The organism is Butyricicoccus sp. (genome assembly GCF_050872565.1).
GTDB lineage: Bacteria > Bacillota > Clostridia > Oscillospirales > Butyricicoccaceae > Butyricicoccus_A.
In genome coordinates, this window is the sequence record NZ_JBNMHC010000392.1 from 1 (window position 1) to 1,936 (window position 1,936).

Consider the following 1,936-nt stretch of genomic DNA (forward strand, 5'->3'; position numbering starts at 1 on the left):
GCCGCTGATTTCCGGTACTGTTCCGGTAAAATCATAAGCAACGACCATAATGCCAAGCATGTTGACCGAATCATTCATATCCGCATACTGCTGCAAGGCTTTCTGTTCAGCCTGATACGCCGCCTGATTGGCTTTGAGCGTAGTTTCCTGAGACAGAAGTGCATTGAGCTGCGCCGTCGCAGAATCCACCTGTGCGCTCGCCTGCGCCAGCTGTTTGGATGCCTCATCTGCCGAGCTGTCCAGCTTGGATTTGCCAGAATTGAGTTGTGCCTTGGCATCATCTATCTGTGCTTGGCTGTCATCCAACTTCTTTTTGGCATCGGCAAGGCTCTTGTCCACAGATGCCAGTACTTTATCATTGACCGCATCAATTTTATCCTGATCCAGAACAACCTGTACTTCCGGCGTGATGAGGCCTGTCGTGCTGACCGAAGCCACACCGTCCAGACGCTCAAAGCCCGGCAGCAGCTCATCGCTGACATACTGAGAGACCTCTTTCGCGTCTTTGCCATCCACATCGACACTGGCGACGAGAACCGGCATCATATCCGGCGTAATCTGCATCATAACCGGCGTGCCGGAATTTTCCGGAAGGTTTCCCTTAATCTGGTCAATGGTATTGCTCATCTCGATGCTGACCGCATTCATATCGGTTCCCTGTTCAAATTCGAGAATGACAACACCGACATTTTCATTGGATGTCGACGTAATATTCTTCAGTCCCGTTGTACTGCCGAGTGCCGATTCCAAAGGCTTGGTCACTTCCCCTTCGACAGACTCCGGCGAAGCGCCCGGATCCGTTGCATAGACGACCATGTACGGCAAATCCATATTCGGCAGCAAATCTGTTGTCATCTTGGTAAACGCTACCACACCGAGCACAAGCACCAATATGATGCCGACCAAAACGGTAAATGGTTTCTTTACGCTGATTGTTGGCATTGTGTCCCTCCTGTAAACCGATTTCCGACCGACCGGTCGGTTTTAACATAGTGTAGCATACGACACGGCCTCCGTCAAACCATTTTTCCCTTTTGAGACAGGAAACAAACACCCCACTGGACAGTCTGTTGGTTTTGCGATACACTGACAGACAAAAGGAGGCATGATTTATGTCCAATCTCATCCGAAAAGCCTGTCTTGCCGATCTGCCGCAGCTGCAAGCCATTTATAACGACGCTGTTTTGCATTCCACAGCGACGTTTGATCTATCTCCGCGCAATGACGCCGACCGTCTTGCTTGGTTTCAGTCACATCAGGGAAAATATTTGCTGCTCGTCTATGAAACAAACGGGGTCATCGCCGGATATGCATCGCTCTCCCGCTATCGAGAACGTCCGGCATTTGATGGTGCCGTTGAACTGTCCATCTATCTGCACCCTGATTTTCGCGGACAGCACATCGGTCACGCGCTGATGCAAAAAATTCTCGCCTTTGCCGAACAACGACCGGATATTGATACGGTGATCTCTCTCATTACCAGCGAAAACGCTGTCAGTATTCATCTGCACGAGGTTTTTGACTTTTCCCTGTGCGGTATCATTCGCCATTGCGGCAGAAAATTCGGCAGATGCTTAGATTTAAGTATTTATCAAATCACATTCGCCTGATATATGCACTATGCACAAAATATCCTCTTGCATTTCGTCTGTTATACCATAGACAACACAAAGAAATTCCTGTATGATAGAAACATAAACAAGAATCATTCCTAGTTTCAGAAGGAGGGAATTTCTATGATCGACCGCAAAGCATACAACAGCATCTCGTACTCGATTGCAATCGTCGGCAGCTTGCAGGACGGCAAGTACCGCGGCTGTGTGGTAAACTCCTTGCAGCAGCTCACCTCGTCTTCTCCGGCAAAATTTGCCGTTACGCTCAACAAATACAATCTGACCGAAGCCGCTGTCGAGCAGACCGGTGCATTTTGTGCAAC

3 protein-coding genes are annotated in these 1,936 nt (G+C 49.1%); 2 read left to right on the top strand and 1 reads right to left on the bottom strand.

The window, feature by feature from the left end; all coding sequences use genetic code 11:
- Positions 1–942 (bottom strand): efflux RND transporter permease subunit (locus tag ACR0P9_RS11740; protein WP_432620365.1); only part of this gene is annotated, 942 nt, incomplete at its 3' end.
- Positions 943–1,112: 170 nt separating this feature from the next.
- Here ACR0P9_RS11740 and ACR0P9_RS11745 point away from each other — a divergent pair.
- Complete coding sequence (locus tag ACR0P9_RS11745) at positions 1,113–1,610, top strand: GNAT family N-acetyltransferase (RefSeq protein ID WP_432620367.1); 498 nt, start codon at positions 1,113–1,115, stop codon at positions 1,608–1,610.
- A 126-nt stretch (positions 1,611–1,736) separates the two neighbouring features.
- On the top strand, positions 1,737–1,936 hold a 200-nt coding region (locus ACR0P9_RS11750), incomplete at its 3' end, for a flavin reductase (protein ID WP_432620369.1).

What these genes read in the sequence shown, in the direction of transcription:
- ACR0P9_RS11745 (WP_432620367.1), top strand. Translation starts at nt 1,113, where the DNA reads ATGTCCAATCTCATCCGAAAAGCCTGTCTTGCCGATCTGCCGCAGCTG.